At 61.4% G+C, this 16625-nt stretch carries 19 protein-coding genes; 5 read left to right on the forward strand and 14 right to left on the reverse strand.

Annotated elements, in window-relative coordinates; translation table 11 throughout:
- Window positions 1–48: 48 nt before the first annotated feature.
- Genes purM through HNR59_RS12055 form a run of 3 tightly spaced genes read left to right on the forward strand, consistent with a single transcriptional unit; the run spans window position 49 to window position 2344 of the window.
- On the forward strand, window positions 49–1113 hold the full coding sequence (purM, locus tag HNR59_RS12045; RefSeq protein WP_183830385.1) for a phosphoribosylformylglycinamidine cyclo-ligase: 1065 nt from the start codon (window positions 49–51) through the stop codon (window positions 1111–1113).
- Window positions 1110–1823, forward strand: coding sequence for a phosphoribosylglycinamide formyltransferase (purN, locus tag HNR59_RS12050; protein WP_183830388.1), 714 nt, complete (start codon window positions 1110–1112; stop codon window positions 1821–1823). Before purM ends, purN begins: the two co-directional genes overlap by 4 nt.
- 5 nt (window positions 1824–1828) lie before the next feature.
- The gene (locus HNR59_RS12055; protein WP_183830392.1) at window positions 1829–2344 is read left to right on the forward strand and encodes a histidine phosphatase family protein; all 516 of its coding nucleotides are present in this window, start codon (window positions 1829–1831) and stop codon (window positions 2342–2344) included.
- 101 nt (window positions 2345–2445) lie between these two features.
- Here HNR59_RS12055 and HNR59_RS12060 read toward each other — a convergent pair whose 3' ends face one another.
- Complete coding sequence (locus tag HNR59_RS12060; protein ID WP_183830395.1) at window positions 2446–4323, reverse strand: ABC-F family ATP-binding cassette domain-containing protein; 1878 nt, start codon at window positions 4321–4323, stop codon at window positions 2446–2448.
- A 60-nt stretch (window positions 4324–4383) separates the two neighbouring features.
- The gene (locus HNR59_RS12065) at window positions 4384–4896 is read right to left on the reverse strand and encodes a DinB family protein (protein WP_183830398.1); all 513 of its coding nucleotides are present in this window, start codon (window positions 4894–4896) and stop codon (window positions 4384–4386) included.
- 144 nt (window positions 4897–5040) lie between these two features.
- Between HNR59_RS12065 and ndk the strand changes: the two genes are divergently transcribed.
- A complete protein-coding gene (ndk, locus tag HNR59_RS12070; RefSeq protein ID WP_183830401.1) occupies window positions 5041–5463 on the forward strand; it encodes a nucleoside-diphosphate kinase in 423 nt (140 codons plus the stop codon).
- Window positions 5464–5522: 59 nt separating this feature from the next.
- Here ndk and HNR59_RS12075 read toward each other — a convergent pair whose 3' ends face one another.
- The 6 genes from HNR59_RS12075 to HNR59_RS12100 form a co-directional block, all read right to left on the reverse strand.
- A complete protein-coding gene (locus HNR59_RS12075) occupies window positions 5523–6269 on the reverse strand; it encodes a YbaY family lipoprotein (RefSeq protein WP_183830404.1) in 747 nt (248 codons plus the stop codon).
- An 85-nt stretch (window positions 6270–6354) separates the two neighbouring features.
- Window positions 6355–6822 (reverse strand): molybdenum cofactor biosynthesis protein MoaE, encoded by a 468-nt coding sequence (locus tag HNR59_RS12080; protein ID WP_183830407.1) that lies wholly within the window; start codon window positions 6820–6822, stop codon window positions 6355–6357.
- 5 nt (window positions 6823–6827) lie between these two features.
- Complete coding sequence (moaD, locus tag HNR59_RS12085) at window positions 6828–7079, reverse strand: molybdopterin converting factor subunit 1 (RefSeq protein ID WP_183830410.1); 252 nt, start codon at window positions 7077–7079, stop codon at window positions 6828–6830.
- A 3-nt stretch (window positions 7080–7082) separates the two neighbouring features.
- Complete coding sequence (pgsA, locus tag HNR59_RS12090) at window positions 7083–7679, reverse strand: CDP-diacylglycerol--glycerol-3-phosphate 3-phosphatidyltransferase (RefSeq protein ID WP_183830413.1); 597 nt, start codon at window positions 7677–7679, stop codon at window positions 7083–7085.
- A 123-nt stretch (window positions 7680–7802) separates the two neighbouring features.
- A complete protein-coding gene (gene uvrC, locus HNR59_RS12095; RefSeq protein WP_183830416.1) occupies window positions 7803–9815 on the reverse strand; it encodes an excinuclease ABC subunit UvrC in 2013 nt (670 codons plus the stop codon).
- On the reverse strand, window positions 9812–10576 hold the full coding sequence (locus tag HNR59_RS12100; protein ID WP_183830419.1) for an SDR family oxidoreductase: 765 nt from the start codon (window positions 10574–10576) through the stop codon (window positions 9812–9814). The genes uvrC and HNR59_RS12100 overlap by 4 nt, the downstream gene beginning before the upstream one ends.
- Window positions 10577–10990: 414 nt before the next feature.
- On the opposite strand from HNR59_RS12100, the gene HNR59_RS12105 reads away from it, so the two are divergent.
- Window positions 10991–11656, forward strand: a complete 666-nt coding sequence (locus HNR59_RS12105; protein ID WP_183830422.1) for an outer membrane protein — start codon at window positions 10991–10993, stop codon at window positions 11654–11656.
- Window positions 11657–11742: 86 nt separating this feature from the next.
- Here HNR59_RS12105 and HNR59_RS12110 read toward each other — a convergent pair whose 3' ends face one another.
- From HNR59_RS12110 to HNR59_RS12135, 6 genes are all read right to left on the reverse strand, one after another.
- Complete coding sequence (locus tag HNR59_RS12110; protein WP_183830425.1) at window positions 11743–12339, reverse strand: glutathione S-transferase; 597 nt, start codon at window positions 12337–12339, stop codon at window positions 11743–11745.
- 80 nt (window positions 12340–12419) lie between these two features.
- Window positions 12420–12863, reverse strand: a complete 444-nt coding sequence (locus HNR59_RS12115) for a hypothetical protein (protein ID WP_183831560.1) — start codon at window positions 12861–12863, stop codon at window positions 12420–12422.
- Between the two features lie 52 nt (window positions 12864–12915).
- On the reverse strand, window positions 12916–13776 hold the full coding sequence (locus HNR59_RS12120) for a 23S rRNA (adenine(2030)-N(6))-methyltransferase RlmJ (protein WP_183830428.1): 861 nt from the start codon (window positions 13774–13776) through the stop codon (window positions 12916–12918).
- Window positions 13773–14381 carry a hypothetical protein gene (locus HNR59_RS12125; protein ID WP_183830431.1) on the reverse strand — a complete coding sequence of 203 codons (609 nt, stop codon included), beginning with the start codon at window positions 14379–14381 and terminating at the stop codon, window positions 13773–13775. The genes HNR59_RS12120 and HNR59_RS12125 overlap by 4 nt, the downstream gene beginning before the upstream one ends.
- A gap of 40 nt (window positions 14382–14421) precedes the next feature.
- Window positions 14422–14871 (reverse strand): DNA polymerase III subunit chi, encoded by a 450-nt coding sequence (locus tag HNR59_RS12130; RefSeq protein ID WP_183830434.1) that lies wholly within the window; start codon window positions 14869–14871, stop codon window positions 14422–14424.
- Between the two features lie 39 nt (window positions 14872–14910).
- The gene (locus HNR59_RS12135) at window positions 14911–16416 is read right to left on the reverse strand and encodes a leucyl aminopeptidase (protein ID WP_183830437.1); all 1506 of its coding nucleotides are present in this window, start codon (window positions 16414–16416) and stop codon (window positions 14911–14913) included.
- Window positions 16417–16625: the final 209 nt, after the last annotated feature.

Below are 16625 nucleotides of genomic sequence, written 5' to 3' on the forward strand. Positions count from 1 at the left end.
GGGACAGGGCGGTTCATGCGAAGAGCCCGCTTTAGCAAGGGGAAAGCGATGGCTGAGCGCAAGACCGGGCTGACTTATGCGGAAGCGGGCGTCGATATCGATGCCGGCAATCTCATGGTCGAGAAAATCAAGCCGCTGGTGCGGGCTACCCGCCGGCCCGGGGCCGATGGCGAAATCGGCGGCTTTGGCGGCCTGTTCGACCTGAAGGCAGCCGGCTTCACCGATCCGGTTCTCGTCGCGGCCAATGACGGTGTCGGAACCAAGCTCAAGATCGCCATCGATGCGGGCAAGCACGACACGATCGGCATCGACCTCGTTGCCATGTGCGTCAACGACCTCGTCGTGCAGGGCGCGGAGCCGCTGTTCTTCCTCGACTATCTGGCCACCGGCAAGCTCGATCCCGAACAGGGCGCGGCCATTGTGGGCGGAATAGCCCGTGGCTGCCGCGATGCCGGCTGTGCGCTGATCGGCGGCGAAACGGCTGAAATGCCCGGCATGTATCACGGCGACGACTACGACCTCGCCGGCTTTGCCGTGGGTGCTGCCGAACGCGGCCAGCTTCTGCCGACCGACGACATCGCCGAAGGCGACGTCATTCTCGGCCTTTCATCTTCTGGCGTGCATTCCAATGGCTATTCACTGGTGCGCCGCATCGTCGCCGCATCCGGTCTGAACTGGTCGGATCCCGCTCCCTTCGACAAGGATCTGACGCTTGCCGAAGCCCTGCTGGAACCCACCCGCATCTATGTGAAGCCGATCCTCAAGGCGATACGCAGCACGCATGGCATCAAGGCTCTGGCGCATATCACCGGCGGCGGTTTCCCGGAGAACATTCCGCGCGTGCTGTCGAAGGAATTTTCCGCCGAACTCGATCTCGACACCATCGACGTTCCGCCTGTCTTCTCCTGGCTGGCAAAGACGGGTGGCGTGGAAGCCAATGAGATGATGCGCACATTCAACTGCGGCATCGGCATGGTGATCGTGGTGGCTTCCGGTCAGGCAGCGCAAGTGGCTGCCGTTCTGCAGGAAGCCGGCGAGACCGTGAAGCCGGTCGGCCGCATCGTGCCGCGCGGCGACGCAGGTGTGATCTATCGGGGGGAAATCGGCCTATGAAGACCGCACGCAAGCGCACGGTCGTCCTGATTTCCGGACGCGGCTCGAACATGGCCGCGCTGATCGAGGCGGCATCGGACACCAGCTATCCGGCTGAAATCGTCGGCGTCATCAGTGACCAGCCGGAGGCACGCGGCCTGCGCGTAGCTGCCGCGCGCGGCATTCCCACCCGCACCATCGTGCGTAGCGACTATGCCAGCAAAGCACATCACGACGCCGCCATCGATGCAGCACTCAACGGGTTCAATGCCGAGATCGTCGCTCTTGCCGGCTACATGCGCCTGTTGACCGCCGGGTTCGCCGAGAAATGGGCGGGGCGGATGATCAATATCCACCCTTCCCTGCTGCCCTCCTTCAAGGGTCTCGAACCGCACAGGCGCGCGCTTGAGGCCGGCGTGAAGGTCCATGGCTGCACGGTCCATTTCGTCACGCCCGAGATGGATGACGGCCCCATCATCGCGCAGGCGGCCGTGCCGGTTCTGGCCGGCGACGACGAAGCTTCGCTTGTCGCGCGCATTCTGAAGGCCGAGCATCCGCTCTATGTGCTGGCGCTCAAGATGCTGGCAGAGGGCAAGGTCGCCATGGAAGACGGAAAGGTCCGCTTTTCCGCTGGCACAGGTCTGGTCGAGAATGCGGACACCGTCCTGTTTTCCCCGGCCGACCTGCGCGACGAGGTCGATCTGGAAGCGCTGGCGCGTTTCACGCCCTGAAGCGGGTGCGCCAGCTATTTCTCCTGCGGCATGCGAAATCGAGCTGGGACGACCCATCGCTCAGCGATTTCCAGCGCCCGCTCGCCAACCGCGGCCTGCGGGCCGCTCCACTCATGGGCAGGGAAATGGCGCGACGGGGTTGGCTCCCCGATCTCGCGCTGATCTCGTCTTCGGTGCGCACGCGCCAGACATGGGAACTGGCTGCCGCGCAATGGAAAAATCCCTGCACCAGCATATTTATCGACACGATTTATGAAGCCGACCCGGCTGACATTCTCGCAGAAATAAAGAAAACGCCCGACGAGGCAGGCAGCCTTCTCGTCATCGGGCACAATCCGGGGCTGGAGCTTCTGGTCAGCATGCTCGCCGGGCCGGGCTCCTCGGTCCCCGCCCTCGAAAAACTTGAACGTAAGTTTCCGACAGCCGCGATCGTGCGCCTCGAAATAGGCTCAAACTGGCAGGACCTATCCGCCGAAACATCCCGCCTGACCGACTTCATCACACCGAAGGACATCGCCTGACGCTTGAGCAGGAGGCGTCAGTCAGAACGCCTCCTGCTCAAGCATGTTTTCCTTGCCGCATTTGTGCTACGTCAGACGATCCCGTCTGACTGCAAAATGCTCTATTCGGCAATGCCCGCTTCATATTCGGCAGACATTTCCAGCCAGCGCTCTTCATGCCCACTGAGCTGTGAAGCAAGCTCCGAACGCTCCTTGGCCAGTTTTGTGGCGCGGGCCGCGTCTTTCTCGTAGAGAGCCGGATCGGCCAACTCGTCCTCGATCCCGTCGATGCGCTTGCGCAGCCGATCCATCAGGCCTTCGGTAGCCCTGATCTGCTTGGCCAGCGGCTCAAGCGCCGCGCGGCGCTGCGCGGCCTCGCGGCGGCGATCAGCCTTGTTCGCCTTTTCGGCCTCGCGCTTTTCGCGGCGGTCGGCAGGCTGGCCCGTGACGATGGTCTTGTAGTCGTCGAGGTCGCCGTCGAAAGGCTCGACCCGGCCATCCTTGACCAGCCACAGGCGATCAACCGTCGCTTCAAGCAGATGGCGGTCGTGGCTGACGAGGATGACGGCACCGGGGAAATCGTTCAGCGCGTGAATCAGCGCCTCGCGGCTGTCGATGTCGAGATGGTTGGTCGGCTCGTCGAGGATGAACAGGTTGGGGCCCTCAAAGGCGGCAAGCCCCATCAGAAGCCGCGCCTTCTCGCCGCCGGAGAGATCCTTGGCTGCAGTGTTCATCTTCTCGGTTGCAAGACCGAACTGGGCGACGCGCGCCCTCACCTTCGCCTCCGGCGCATCCGGCATCAGCCGCCGCACATGCTCATAGGCGTTTTCCTCCGGCCGCAGATCGTCCATCTGGTGCTGGGCGAAGATCGATACTTTCAGGCCCGGCGCAATGGTGATCGTGCCCGCTTCCGGCGGCAGCCTTCCAGCCAGCAGCTTGGCGAAGGTGGACTTGCCATTGCCGTTGGCGCCCAGAAGCGCGATGCGGTCGTCATTGTCGATGCGCAGCGTCATGCGCTTCAGAACCGGCTTGCCCGGCGTATAGCCGACATCGACGCCGGAGAAGGCCACGATGGGCGAGGCCACGGTCTTCTGCGGCTCGGGGAAGGAAAATGGCCGCACCGATTCATCGAGCACCGCGCCAATCGGCTTCATGCGCTCCAGCGCCTTGATGCGGGACTGCGCCTGCCTTGCCTTGCTGGCCTTGGCGCGGAAGCGATCGATGAAGGATTGCAGATGCTTGCGGTGCGCCTCCTGCTTGACCCGGCCCTTTTCCTGAAGCTCCCGCTGCTCGGCGAGCTGGCGCTCGAACTGGTCGTAGCCGCCGCGCCAGAAGGTCAGCTTTTTCTGGTCGAGATGGACGATGGAGTTCACCGCCCGGTTCAGAAGGTCGCGGTCGTGGCTGATGAGCAGCACGGTATGCGGATATTTCGCCACATAGCTTTCCAGCCACAGCGTGCCTTCCAGATCGAGATAGTTGGTCGGCTCATCGAGAAGCAGCAGATCCGGTTCCGAAAACAGCACCGCAGCTAGCGCCACGCGCATGCGCCAGCCACCGGAAAACGACGACGCCGGGCGCTTCTGCGCTTCTTCGTCGAAACCGAGCCCGGACAGGATGGTCGCCGCGCGCGCTTCGGCCGTATGCGCGTCGATATCTGCGAGACGGATGTGAATTTCGGCGATCCGGTTCGGATCGGTCGCCGTCTTTTCTTCCTCAAGAAGGGCCGCGCGCTCCTTGTCGGCCTTCAGCACGATCTCGATCAGCGGTTCCTCGGTGCCCGGAGCTTCCTGCGCGACCTGGCCGATGCGCGTGTTCTTCGGCATCGAAACATTGCCGGTTTCGGAGGCGAGATCGCCGGTGATGGCGCGAAACAGCGTTGTCTTGCCGGTGCCGTTGCGTCCCACCAGACCGGCCTTGCTTCCTGCCGGAAGGGTCAGCGAGGCGTGGTCGAGCAGCAGGCGGCCGGCAATACGCAGCGAAAGGTCATTTATGATCAACATGGTGGCGCGTTTTGGCCCGCCTTTACGCCAATGGCAAGGCCGAAAGCGCGATCCGTCCGCTCAGGCGTAGGCCCTGCCCTCTTCGGTGCGCTGGAAATAGACGAGATCCAGAACCACGGAAGGCTGGCCGAGCATCGTCAGGATGGCATGCGCCTGCCCGCGATGATGGGTCTGGTGGTTGAACACATGCCCGAGCGCCGGCGACAGTCGCTGCGAGATGGTGCGCACATCGGTGACGGTGATGTAGGTAAAGCGGCCGGCCAGCCCTTCAGGCGTCATGCCGCCGATCCAGTCGACAATCCGGGCATCCTCAGCCTGCCGGGCTTCCCGCAGTAACGAAAGCTCCCTGTGCAGAATGGTGTCCAGCTTTGCGGGTGCGTCGCCCTCGCCTGTAAAGCGTTTCATCCAGATCCGGTCGGCGACCAGAATATGGTTGAGCGTGCCCATGAGCGAGCCGAATGCGGCACCGACATCGCGCTGGAATTCATCTTCGCTCAGCTCGCTGGCGGCATCGTAGATGCGGGCGTTGGCCCACCGGTTGTAGGCCGCAAACATCATGAAATGCTGCTTCATGGAATTTCTCCCGCCAATTTGCCCTTAGACCACTAACGCCGCCGCGGCTTGCCGCCAAGCTCTCGTATCTCACACACTTGGCAATAGGCAGGCTGACCTGTATAGAGCGCGCCACACTTCAATCCCAATTTACAAGGAAGACCCATGGCGCTCGAACGCACTTTCTCCATGATCAAGCCGGATGCCACCCGCCGCAACCTGACCGGCGCCATCACCAAGGCGCTTGAAGAGGCCGGCCTGCGCGTCGTCGCGTCCCGCCGCGTGTGGATGAGCCGCCGCGAAGCCGAGGGCTTCTATGCCGTGCACAAGGAACGCCCCTTCTTCGGCGAGCTGGTCGACTCCATGACCGCCGGCCCGACCATCGTTCAGGTGCTGGAAGGCGAGAACGCCATCGCCCGCAACCGCGAAGTGATGGGCGCCACCAATCCGGCTGACGCTGCCGAGGGCACCATCCGCAAGACCTTCGCCCTTTCGATCGGCGAAAACTCCGTGCATGGCTCGGATGCGCCCGAGACCGCTGCGCAGGAGATCAAATACTGGTTCTCCGACACCGAGATCGTTGGCTGATTTCAGCCAGCCGCAAAAAAGCCGGGGCATGCCCCGGCTTTTTTAGTTTGGGAGAGAGGTTACGCACCCTTTTTGAAGCGCAGCACTTCCTTGCCGCCGGAATCCTTCAGGACCAGTTGCCCGTCGTCGATGGCGTAGGCCTTCACTTCGCCCAGTGCATCGAAATAAGCCCGCTCGGCCTTCATGCGCGCCGGCTCGCAAGCCATCTGGGTGGCGCCTATCTGGCTCAGCGAAATCGCCTCACCGTCAATCTTGGCTCCGCCGAAATAACCGTTGCAAGGCCCGCGCCCGCCTGCGCGGTCCTCGTTGTCGATGGAAAATGTCACAGGGTTGTCTGGCAGTTCTCCGAAGCCTTCGATTGATACCAGCGTCCATTCCACGCCGTGAAGCGCGTCAGTGGTATGCCGGGCGATCCTCTTCACGAGAATGGTCTGCGCTTCGCTGGTCAGCGGATCCACCCCATGGTGCGTGTCGTTGATGAACCAGAGTTCGCCATCGACCGTGATGCGCGCCTGAAGCGCATAGGTCATGTTCTTTGTGATCTTCGAATCGTCGAACCTGATTTCGAACTTCACCGGCACCTGCCCGGCAGGCGAAATCTCCTGCTCACCGATCACGTCCGCCGATGCATCCATTCGCGACACATCCGCCAGCTGAACCGACACGACCGCATTCTCCGGCAGGGCCATGCGCTCACGGTAAAGAACCTCACCCGAAATCACCCTTTCGGCGGCGAATGCGGGATTTGAAACAGCAACGAGCCCGGCCACAGGCACCAGTCCCAGCAAAATCAGTTTCTTCAGCATTTCATGTCCTCGTTTCGGGATCCCAAGGGGCCGCAGGAATGAGGAAAAAGCATGGCGCCTCGTAAAACCTGTGGTTGACCAAAGGTCACTTGCCCCACGCGGAAAGTGCTGCTTCGTCGGCTTCTCTGGCCTCTACCCAGTCGCCCTGCGAACCATCCGCGCGATGTTCCTTCTTCCAGAACGGCGCCCGTGATTTCAGGAAATCCATGATGAATGTCGCAGCCTCGAAGGCCGCCTGCCGGTGCGTGGAAGCGGTGGCGACCAGCACGATATTGTCGCCGGGCTCCATCCTGCCGTAACGGTGGATGACCGTAACACCCTGAAGCGGCCAGCGCGTGCAGGCCTCGCCGGCGATGCGCTGTATCGCGGCCTCCGCCATGCCGGGATAGTGTTCGAGTTCCAGTGCCGAAAGCTTGCCCGCCTCATCGCGGCACAGCCCTGTAAAGGTCACGACCGCGCCGATGTCCTTGCGGCCGCGGGAGAGCCCGGCAATCTCTTCGCCCACATCGAAATCCGCGGTCTGGATGCGGATATGGGGTGTAATGGCAGGCATCGACATCAACCGCCGGTCATCGGCGGGAACAGGGCGATTTCGTTTGCCCCTGCGATCTTCTCGCCATGGGCGACATGCTCCTGATTGATCGCCACACGGATCACTTCAGGATGCTGGAGGGCGTTCTCATACTCCTCGCCGCGCTCTCTCAGCCAGCCCAGCAGGTCCGACACGGTTTCCAGCCCGGCCGGAAGATCGACGACCTCCTCCGCCTTGCCGATGCGCTCGCGAACCCATGCAAAATAGATGAGCTTCATCGCCTATTCGTCCACGATGTGCTTCAGGCCAGCCCTGAAATAGTCATAGCCGGTGTAAAGGGTGACGATGGCCGCGATCCACAGCAGCGCCAGACCCGTTTGCGTCGTGTAGGGGAAGATCTTGTCTCCGGCCGGACCGGCCAGAAGGAACGCGATCGACACCATCTGGATTGTGGTCTTCCATTTCGCCAGCTGCGTCACCGGCACGCTGACCTTGAGCGCCGCGAGATATTCCCTGAGGCCGGAAACGAGGATTTCGCGGCACAGGATGATGATCGCGGCCCACAGAGACCAGCCTGCAATGCCGCCGCGATGATCGGTGTCCGCTGCCAGAAGCAGCAGGCAGGTGGCCACCAGCAGCTTGTCGGCGATCGGATCAAGCATACGGCCGATATTGGAGGTCTGCTTCCATGCGCGGGCGAAATAGCCGTCGAAATAATCCGTTATGCTGGCCGCCACGAAAATCGCCAGAGCCGACCATCGGGCAAAGTCACTCGATTTGAGATGCCCCTCCAGATAAAAACACAATGCGATCAGCGGCACCGCCAGGATGCGGGCGTAGGTCAGCATATTCGGCAGATTGAAGGCTGGGCTGGCCATGTTAAGCGCACTCGTCACAAGCAAATCGGATGGATTGACGCATAGTCAAATCAGAACGCAGTCATATGGGCAACCATCGAAAGCCCTCAGCACGGCAAAACCATGACCTTTCCCTGATCTGGCCTAGCCATTGTCATGGAAGTGGTCATAGACTAGTTGCGCGACACGCTCCGAAATTCCCTCCACCTCCATGAGGTCTTCCATCGCCGCGCGGCCGACCGCTTTCGCGGTGCCGAAGTGATGCAGCAGCGCGCGTTTGCGGGTCGGTCCGATTCCCGCGATCTCATCTAGCGGGCTCGCCACCATTTCCTTCTTGCGGCGTGCGCGGTGCGAGCCGATGGCGAAGCGGTGCGCTTCGTCGCGCAGCCGCTGCACGAAATAAAGAACCGGATCACGCACCGGCAACGTGAACGGCGCTTTGCCCAGAGCGAAAAAGCGTTCGCGGCCTGCCTCACGGTCCTGCCCCTTGGCAACACCAATGGCGACGACGCGGTCCTCGACGCCGAGATCGGCCAGAATCTGGCGCACCGCCGTCATCTGCCCCTGCCCGCCATCGATCAGGATGACGTCCGGCCACGCCGGGAACCCTTGCGCATCCTCGACGGCGTCCGAATCCTCGTCGGAATGATCCCTGATCAGCCTCGAAAAGCGCCGCTCCATCACCTCGCGCATCATGCCGAAATCGTCGCCGGGCGTGATGGTCGTCGAGCGGATGTTGAACTTGCGGTACTGGTTCTTCACGAAACCTTCCGGACCGGCAACGATCATCGCGCCAACCGCATTTGTGCCCATGATGTGCGAGTTGTCATAGACCTCGATGCGAGTCGGAGCTTTCTCCAGACCGAAGGTCGCCGCGAATCCCTCCAGCAGGCGCGCCTGCGTGGAGGTCTCGGCCAGACGCCGCCCCAGAGCCTCGCGCGCATTCTGCAAAGCATGATCGGTCAGGTCCTTCTTCTCGCCACGCACCGGCACGGAAACCGAAACCTTCCGCCCTGCCCGGGCGGTAAGCGCTTCAGCCAGAAGCTCCGCTTCCTCGATCGCGTGCGAGAGAAGAATGGCGCGGGGCGTCGGCTTGTCGTCGTAGAACTGCGCGAGGAACGAGCCAAGCACCTCTCCCGCCTCAAGCGCGGGGTCCGCCTTGGGGAAATAGGCGCGGTTGCCCCAGTTCTGGCCGGTGCGGAAGAAAAACACCTGTATGCAGTTCTGCCCGCCCTCCTGATGGATGGCGAAGACGTCCGCCTCCTCCACCGATTGCGGATTGATGCCCTGATGGCTCTGGACATGCGACAATGCCGCGAGGCGGTCCCGGTAGATGGCGGCATGCTCGAAATCGAGATTGTCCGAGGCGCGCTGCATGGCCTCCGCAATCTCGGCTTTCACCTTCTGGCTGCGGCCGGAAAGGAAATTTTGAGTTTCCGATACCAGCGCCGCATAATCTTCCGCCGAAATCTCGCCGGTGCAGGGCGCAGCGCACCGCTTGATCTGGAACAGCAGACATGGGCGGGTGCGGTTCTCGTAGAAAGAATCGGTACAACTCCTGAGCAGAAAGGCGCGCTGCAGCGAATTGATTGTGCGGCCCACGGCCTGCGCCGATGCGAAGGGGCCGTAGTAATCGCCCTTACGGGAGCGCGCGCCACGGTGCTTGTAAATTCCCGGAGACGGATGATCGGACGTCAGCAGAATGTACGGAAAAGATTTGTCGTCCCGCATCAGGACGTTAAATCTTGGCCGCAACCTCTTGATAAGATTGGCTTCAAGAAGAAGAGCTTCTGTCTCCGTGCGGGTGACGACGAATTCCATGCGGGCCGTTTCGCGCACCATCCGGCCGATGCGGTTGGTGTGGAAGCGGCCTTGCGCATATTGCGTCACGCGCTTCTTCAGGCTGCGGGCCTTGCCAACATAAAGCACGTCGCCTGCCGCATTCATCATGCGATAGACGCCGGGCGCGTTGGGCAGACGCTTGACCAGTTCCTGGATGACTTCGGCGCCGGTCCTGCCCTCGTTGTGGTCTTTTTCGAGATCGATCCCGGTGAACGAAACGTCCGGAACGGCCCCCGCCGGCTGCTCGACGATGTCGTCATCCGGTTCGGCGTCAGGCATGTCCAGCGCCGCGCCACCCTTGCGCGCTGCACTCATTCCACGACGTCCGCGATATCCGGCGTCTGCCAGGCCAGATGCTGGCCGCCATCAAGCGCGATCATCTGGCCGGTCACCGAACGGGCCTCCCACAGATAGCGGATCGTTGCGCCAAACTCGGCAAGCTCCGGTCCCCGCCCCAGAAGAAGGGCATCGACCTGCTGGCGAAAATCGGCTTCCTCCTGCCGGGCATTGCGCAGCGTCGGGCCGGGGCCGATTGCATTGACGCGAACACGCGGCGCAAGCGCCTGCGCCATGGTGCGGGTCGCGGTCCACAGGGCCGACTTGGAAAGCGTGTAGGAGAAATAGCGCGGCGACAGACGCCAGACCCGCTGATCGATGATGTTCACCACCAGCCCATCCTCGTTTTCCGGGAGGCTTTCGGCCATCTTCCGCGACAGCAGAACGGGGGTCTTGAGGTGAATTGAAAAATGGTCGTCCCAGAGCTGCCAGTCAAAATCGAGAACGGAATCATTTTCGAACAGCGAGGCATTGTTGACGAGAAGCTGCACCGGACCGAGCGCCTGCTGAACTTTGTCGAACAATTCGCCCGCCTGCACAGGATTCGTGAGATCCGTATCGAAAACGGCAGCCTTGCCACCGCGCTCGCTGATCTGGGCAGCCAGTTCGCTGGCTTCGCCGGAAGAACTGTGGCCATGGATGGCAACAGCAAAGCCGTGAGCGGCCAGGTCTTCCACGATAGCCCGGCCGATCCGTTTTGCGCCGCCCGTTACCAGAGCTGTTATGGCTGGCTTGGCCATGTATATCGATTCCCGTTCTTTTCAGTGCGGTCGCCACCGTCAGCCGCCCACCGTAATCTCCGGTCGGCGTTCAGACTCTGTTTGCGCCTTGGGCGGGATTGTGGCAGAAACGCTCGCAGTGCTGTCGAATTGCGGGCCGGCAAACCTTTCCGCAGCCCAATATAGGTCCGCCAACGCCTTGAACCAAGTGCGTTTCACCGGATAAGCACCCTTCTCCTGACAAATTCTGTTGCACGATTGCAACGCCCCCTTTCGGCCTCATTTGCGCCGGGGAATCACCTAATTTCAGGTTCTCTTCCGCCGCATTTGGGAAGGAAATTTCGGAACCGATGAGCGGCGGGATCATTTCCTCCCAAGACAGACCACGCCCTCACGTCAGGAAAGCCAGTGTGTGTGGCTGAAGGAGTAATGACCATGACGACCAAACTCAAATTCGCAACGCCGGCAGCGGCAGCCCTTATCGCCTTCGCCGTCTCTGCTCCGGCATTCGCCGCAGACGTGGTGATGGAAGAGCCCCCTGCACCGGCTCCGATTGCAGAGCTTCCTGTGGCTTCGTGGGCTGGTCCTTATGCCGGTGTGACCCTCGGCTACGGCTTCAGCGGCCGCGCCAAGGACAAGAGCATCGACAACTCGATCAGCACCGACGGCTTCCTCGGCGGCGCCTTCGTCGGCTTCAACCATCAGATCGACGACTTCGTGATCGGCGCTGAAGGCGACATCGGCTACAGCGGCGTGAAGGGCTCCAACTCGGGCTACGAAGCCAAGTCCGGCGTTGAAGGCTCGATCCGCGCCCGCCTCGGCTACGCGATCAGCCCCGACATCCTGCTTTATGGTACGGCTGGTGGCGCCGCACAGAGCCTGAAGGTTACGGATAACATCGCCGGCGGCAGTGATCGCAACACCATGCTCGGCTGGACCGCCGGTGCCGGTACCGACATCAAGTTCACCGATTCCGTGTTCGGTCGCGTCGAATACCGCTACACCGATTACGGCAAGGAGAACTTCAACCTGAACAATGGCACGCACAGCATCGACTCGCGTGACCATCGCGTCAACTTCGGTGTTGGTATGAAGTTCTGATCCGAAACCGGATTGGGCAAAAAAAGCCGGAGCAATGCTCCGGCTTTTTTTATTTGAAAGGCCTGAAATCGCTTCGACCCAATGGATCAGGAAGGAATGTTGGCCTTCAGTTCCGGGAATTTTTCGTCGAAGCGCGTTGCCCAGCGCGTGAGGCGGCTGCGACCGCGCTCCCATTCGCCGGCGAAGCGCAGGGACAGATAACCGAGCATGGCGCGCACGGCGATGTGGCCTGTGGTGATCTTCTTCGGCAGCTTCGGCGGATTGGCGTTGAGATGGTCGAGCGCGCGGGCAATCTTGCGCCACTGCCCGTCGATCCAATCCTGATGCACCTTCTCTTCGGGGCGCATGCGGCGCTCATACACGATCGCAAGCGCGCAATCGCATATTCCATCCGCCAGCGCCTCCAGCACTTCCGCTTCCGTGCGCTTGTCCGCATTGCGTGGAAACAACGCATTCTTCGATTCACGGTTCAGATACTGGGTAATGGCCCGGCTGTCGAAAACGACACGGCCGTCATCGAGAACCAGAGTCGGTATCTTGCCAAGCGGATTTGCCGAAACCAGTTCCTCAGGCTGCTGCCCCGTATTGGTAACGACTGCCTCCAGATCGATGCCCGCATATGCAGCCGACATACGCACCTTGGCGCTGTAGGGTGACGCTGGTGCGTAGAGCAGCTTGGGCAATGTCGAATTCCTTCATGTTTTCAGGCAAACGGCTTCCGCCCCTGCGTTTTTCGGCAGAGGGTCGGTAAAGCCTCAAAATGTTACTGCAGCACGCGGCACTGCGCGTTGTAGACGAGCCAGCGGTCGAAGCCTGAGACGCAGAACTCGACATTGTCGCCGACCGACGCGTACCCCTGACCTTCCTCGATCAGATACCAGATGTCGCGGTCAAGACCGTCGGACAGCGTCACCTTCGCTCCGCAATAATGGCGGGCGATCGGCCATCTTTCGCTTGCCGGCTCGCTGCGGCGCAGATGGATACGGTGGAAATCGGAAATCGCCACCTGCGGCAGGTTGGGAACGTTCCGCACCTGATGGGCGAATTTGCTGCTGATGCGATTGAGCACCGAAGGAACATTGCAAACGCTCGCCGCGCTCTCCTCCACATAGGAAGACAGATCGGCAGCATGGGCGGCAGGTTGCATCAGCACCGAAGCGCAGATGCCTGCAAAAGCGAGAAGAGCGGACTTGGCGGCGCGGATCATTTCAGCCTCATAAGGTGATTTGGCGGCACTTTGAGGATTTCCCGGCACGCGGTCAAGCACCTGCCTGCTCCCCGGCCAGCCAGTTGACGGACCATTTTGCACCGGGTTCCAGCGAAAGCAGCCGGTGCAGCTCCGGCAGCATCACTTTCAGTTCGGCTTCGAGCATGAATGGAGGATTGACCACCACCATTCCGCTGCCGTCCAGCCGGGGCACCTTGCCGGAAGGCCTGATGTCGAAACCGATATCGAGCACGCGGGGAATTCCGGCCTGCGCCAGCTGGTCGTGGAATGTCGCCACCGCCCCGCGATCCTTGATCGGATACCACAGCGCATAGATACCACCCGGCCAGCGGCGGTGGGCTTTCGCAAGGCCGTCCACAAGGCGGGCGAACTCGCCTCCTTCCTCGAAAGGAGGATCGACCAGAACCAGACCGCGCTTTTCCTTCGGAGGCAGATGCGCTCCAAGCGCCAGCCAGCCGTCCAGTTCGATCACGCGCGTCTGTATATCGCCCTCGAACCGTGCCTTAAGCTGCGCCGCATCCTGCGGATGCAGTTCGATCGCCGTCAGCCTGTCTTGCCGGCGCAGCAGGTGGCGCACGATTTTCGGCGAGCCCGGATAATGCGCGAGCTCCTGCCCTTCGTTCACGGCGCGGACCGCATCGAGATAGGGCGCGAGAAGCGCTTCGGCTTCGGCGCTCATCTTCGCCTGCATGATACGGCCGATACCGCCCAGCCACTCCCCGGTCTTGCTCGCCTCATCGGAAGCCAGATCGTACAGACCGATGCCTGCATGGGTATCGATCACCCGAAACGGCTTTTCCTTGCGCTTCAGATACTCCACGATGCGCGCCAGCACCGCATGCTTGACCACATCCGCAAAATTGCCCGCATGATAGGCGTGCCGGTAATTCATGATCCCCCATCCCTGCCCCAGCGCGGCGGCGGAGCGGAGTTCTTTTTCTCATCGCGTTTTCCGGAGCGCCGGAAGGCGACTATCAGTCCGATGAAGCCAATCCCCATCAGAGAAAGCCCCGCCTGCAGCATACGCGGATCCGCACTGCCGCTCTCGCGCCGCAAAACCAGATCGACCGCCTTGATGTCCGCGTCCACCTTGTCGCCTAGCCGCAGAACGAACCGGTAATTTCCGGGCTGGACAGGATCGATGAGACCCGCATCGTCGCGGAAAATCCGTTCGGTGATCTGCGGGCTTTTCTGCCGGGGTGTCGGATTCGCACGGAAGGTCAGGCCTTCATCCAGAATCACGCGATCATTGTATGTGCCGGTTATCGCGAGCAGCGCCATGCCACTCTGGGTGGCGTGCGGTCTCCACATGGTAAGGTCCACCAGCACGCGAACGGGCGCGTCGGATGCCGACAAGCCAACCTCTGCGGCAAGAAAGCGCCCGTCCCTGTAGACGCTCCACGTTCCGATCTCGGAGCCGGAAAAATTCTGCACGGCCCATGGCCAGAGCCCCAGCGCAGCGCCCGCAAGAAGAACGAGCAGAAACAGAACCCGCATTTTCAATCCTGTCCGGTGGCTGCACGGCTGGCGTGGCGGATCATGCCTTGCGCTCCCAGCGCCGGTCGGACGTCTGCTGCCAGTACGTGACCTCGTGCCCCTGCGCCTTCATCACCTTCCAGTGACGGCGTGCGGCCTCAAGCTGCGCGGCATCGTGCCCGTCGAACAGAAACACCGCCCGCTCGTAGACGGCCAGATCCGGCGGTTCGGCGCCATCGACGAGAAACCTGATCCGGGCACCGTTCGCATTGTCCGTTCCCGTCGTCAGCAGAACCGGCTGCTCGGCCGGAAAGGCCTCGCGGTCGGTTCCGTGCGCGAGAAACGAATCGTCGCGAAAAATCCACAGATGCTGGTCGAGAGCGTCGCGCCTGTCTTCGGAGCCGGTCTGCACAACTACCCGCCAGCCACGCTGAAGGCTGCGCTCCAGCAAGCCCGGCAGAGCGTCCTCCAGCGTCGATTCGGTCAGATGGTAGAACAGTATTTCGGTCATGACCCTGAAGTTTCCGGCCGCGCGAACCGCGAGCTTCCGTTACTTCTCATAATGATCCCGGACCAGACGGTCGAGCAGTCTCACGCCGAAACCCGATCCCCACGACTGGTTCACCTCGTTTGAAGGCGCCCCCATCGCCGTTCCGGCAATATCGAGGTGCGCCCATGGCGTATCGTCCTTGATGAAACGCTGCAGGAATTGGGCAGCGGCAATCGAACCGCCATAACGTCCGCCGGTGTTCTTCATGTCGGCGTTCTTCGAATCGATGAGCTTGTCGTATTCGGGTCCGAGCGGCATGCGCCACAGCAATTCCTGCGTGGAAAGCCCGGCCTGCGTCAGCCGCCCCGCCAGTTCATCATCATTGGAGAACAGTCCCGCATGATGGAGGCCAAGCGCCACCATGATCGCGCCGGTCAGCGTCGCAAGGTCGATGACGGCCTCAGGCTGGAACCGCTCGCAGCAATACCAAAGTGCGTCCGCCAGAACGAGACGCCCTTCCGCATCAGTATTGAGCACCTCGATCGTCTGCCCGGACATGGAGGTCACGATGTCGCCGGGGCGCTGCGCATAGCCATCGACCGAATTCTCGACCAGACCGATAATGCCGACAACATTGGCTTTCGCCTTGCGGGCGGCAAGCGCATGCATGAGACCGGTGACGGCAGCGGCCCCGCCCATATCACCCTTCATGTCTTCCATGCCCGCGGGCGACTTCATCGAGTTACCGCCGGTATCGAAGGTCACGCCCTTTCCGACGACGGCAAGCGGCTTCCGGCCCTTGCGCCCGCCTTCCCAGCGCATCACTGCCAGTCGCGCCCCGCGCGGCGAGCCCTGCGCCACTCCAAGCAGAGCGCCCATGCCGGCCTTCTTCATTTCTTTCTCAGTGAGAATTTCAACCTGAACGCCAAGTCCCTCGAGCTCTTTGGCTCGGGCAGCGAATTCGACAGGCCCAAGGACATTGGCCGGTTCATTGACCAGATCGCGGGCAAGATTCACGCCATCGACAACGGCATTCAGCCCGGTGAAAGCCTTGCGCGCACCCGCAGGGTCCGCGCACATGATCGTGATCCTGGGCGGCTTCGCTCGCCCCGCCTTGTCATCTTCGCTTTCGTTTCTGCGCGTCTTGTATTTATCAAAAGCGTAGGCGCGAAGCAGCAATCCCGCCGCCACACTTGCGGCCTCATCCGCACCGGCCTCAACATCACCGGGCAGATCGAGAAGAATGGTCAGCTCCTTCTCTTTTCCCGCCGCGGCAAGGATGGAGCCGCCGAGCCGAAGCCACGCATGCTCCTTGAGACTGGCCACCTCGCCGGCACCCAGAACCACGATCTTGTCCAGTTGCGTACCTTCAGGCGCGATGAGATCGATCTTCGCCCCGAATTTGCCTGAAAATCCGGAGATTTTCACGGCTCGCGCGAGAACACCGGCCGGATCAATGCTGGCAGCGGTTTCGCCAAAGCCGGCCTTTTCGGCGTAGAGCAGGCAAACGCTGCCCTTTGCCGGTACGGAAAATTTGGCAAAGCTCACAGAAGGTGTCGATGTCATCAGCCTGTACTTTCGGTTCCGCGGAAGGTGTCGAGAGTTGGTCGTTTTACGTGTCTTGGCAAGCTATGGTGCCACAGGGAATAGCAGATTGTTCGATTCGCCAGCCTGCTTCAGTCAGAAATTTAAGCACTCTCCGTCCGGAACCGGTTGTTAACCATGCTTTTTCGCGCTTTTTTATCCATTCGGACACAGATTGCATCGATGGAAAA

It is taken from the genome of Aquamicrobium lusatiense (assembly GCF_014201615.1).
GTDB lineage: Bacteria > Pseudomonadota > Alphaproteobacteria > Rhizobiales > Rhizobiaceae > Mesorhizobium > Mesorhizobium lusatiense.

What these genes read in the sequence shown, in the direction of transcription:
- HNR59_RS12135 (WP_183830437.1), bottom strand. Translation starts at nt 16,416, where the DNA reads ATGACATCGACACCTTCTGTGAGCTTTGCCAAATTTTCCGTACCGGCA.
- HNR59_RS12125 (WP_183830431.1), bottom strand. Translation starts at nt 14,381, where the DNA reads ATGCGGGTTCTGTTTCTGCTCGTTCTTCTTGCGGGCGCTGCGCTGGGG.
- HNR59_RS12075 (WP_183830404.1), bottom strand. Translation starts at nt 6,269, where the DNA reads ATGCTGAAGAAACTGATTTTGCTGGGACTGGTGCCTGTGGCCGGGCTC.
- moaD (WP_183830410.1), bottom strand. Translation starts at nt 7,079, where the DNA reads ATGAAGCTCATCTATTTTGCATGGGTTCGCGAGCGCATCGGCAAGGCG.
- purN (WP_183830388.1), top strand. Translation starts at nt 1,110, where the DNA reads ATGAAGACCGCACGCAAGCGCACGGTCGTCCTGATTTCCGGACGCGGC.
- uvrC (WP_183830416.1), bottom strand. Translation starts at nt 9,815, where the DNA reads ATGAGTGCAGCGCGCAAGGGTGGCGCGGCGCTGGACATGCCTGACGCC.
- ndk (WP_183830401.1), top strand. Translation starts at nt 5,041, where the DNA reads ATGGCGCTCGAACGCACTTTCTCCATGATCAAGCCGGATGCCACCCGC.
- HNR59_RS12105 (WP_183830422.1), top strand. Translation starts at nt 10,991, where the DNA reads ATGACGACCAAACTCAAATTCGCAACGCCGGCAGCGGCAGCCCTTATC.
- purM (WP_183830385.1), top strand. Translation starts at nt 49, where the DNA reads ATGGCTGAGCGCAAGACCGGGCTGACTTATGCGGAAGCGGGCGTCGAT.
- HNR59_RS12130 (WP_183830434.1), bottom strand. Translation starts at nt 14,871, where the DNA reads ATGACCGAAATACTGTTCTACCATCTGACCGAATCGACGCTGGAGGAC.
- HNR59_RS12100 (WP_183830419.1), bottom strand. Translation starts at nt 10,576, where the DNA reads ATGGCCAAGCCAGCCATAACAGCTCTGGTAACGGGCGGCGCAAAACGG.
- HNR59_RS12080 (WP_183830407.1), bottom strand. Translation starts at nt 6,822, where the DNA reads ATGCCTGCCATTACACCCCATATCCGCATCCAGACCGCGGATTTCGAT.
- HNR59_RS12115 (WP_183831560.1), bottom strand. Translation starts at nt 12,863, where the DNA reads ATGATCCGCGCCGCCAAGTCCGCTCTTCTCGCTTTTGCAGGCATCTGC.
- pgsA (WP_183830413.1), bottom strand. Translation starts at nt 7,679, where the DNA reads ATGGCCAGCCCAGCCTTCAATCTGCCGAATATGCTGACCTACGCCCGC.
- HNR59_RS12120 (WP_183830428.1), bottom strand. Translation starts at nt 13,776, where the DNA reads ATGAATTACCGGCACGCCTATCATGCGGGCAATTTTGCGGATGTGGTC.
- HNR59_RS12060 (WP_183830395.1), bottom strand. Translation starts at nt 4,323, where the DNA reads ATGTTGATCATAAATGACCTTTCGCTGCGTATTGCCGGCCGCCTGCTG.
- HNR59_RS12065 (WP_183830398.1), bottom strand. Translation starts at nt 4,896, where the DNA reads ATGAAGCAGCATTTCATGATGTTTGCGGCCTACAACCGGTGGGCCAAC.